The sequence below is a fragment of the Streptomyces chisholmiae genome (assembly GCF_031845445.1).
Taxonomy (GTDB): domain Bacteria; phylum Actinomycetota; class Actinomycetes; order Streptomycetales; family Streptomycetaceae; genus Streptomyces; species Streptomyces chisholmiae.
This window is the reverse complement of sequence record NZ_JAVREO010000132.1, coordinates 1-471: the sequence shown is the minus strand read 5'-3', so window position 1 is coordinate 471 and position 471 is coordinate 1. Positions and strand designations below refer to the sequence as shown.

The 471-nt window shown below is 68.6% G+C and carries 1 protein-coding gene; it reads left to right on the top strand.

The genetic code is table 11. The annotated features are described in order from the left end of the window. On the top strand, positions 1-471 hold a 471-nt coding region (locus tag RM844_RS32435), incomplete at both ends, for a hypothetical protein (RefSeq protein WP_311671026.1).

The following is a 471-nucleotide window of genomic DNA, read 5'->3' as shown; positions in this document are numbered from 1 at the left end:
GAAAGCCTTGGGCCGCAATCGATCCACCTCAAGGATGCGCAGACCGCGACGCTGCTGTTCCCGTTCGCCGCACCGCGTGTGGCCGGGGATCTGTCGGAGGCGGGTTCCCGCTCCGAGATGGAGATGAAGGTGCTGCTGTGGGCCGTGCAGCGGCTCATCGGCGGGCTGTCGACGATCGGTGCCGAGCGCGACATCGCGTCGCGACTGCACGTGGTGCTGCCGGGCTCGCCCAACCGCGGCATGTTCGGTGGCGACGGTGCCTACGGCGAAGCCAAGTCCGCGCTCGACGCGCTGGTGAACCGCTGGAGTGCGGAGTCCTCGTGGGCCGAGCGGGTCAGCCTGGCGCACGCGCTGATCGGCTGGACCAAGGGCACCGGTCTGATGGGGCACAACGATGCCATCGTCAGCGCGGTCGAAGAGGCCGGCGTCACCACCTACAGCACCGACCAGATGGCAGCCATGCTGCTGAAC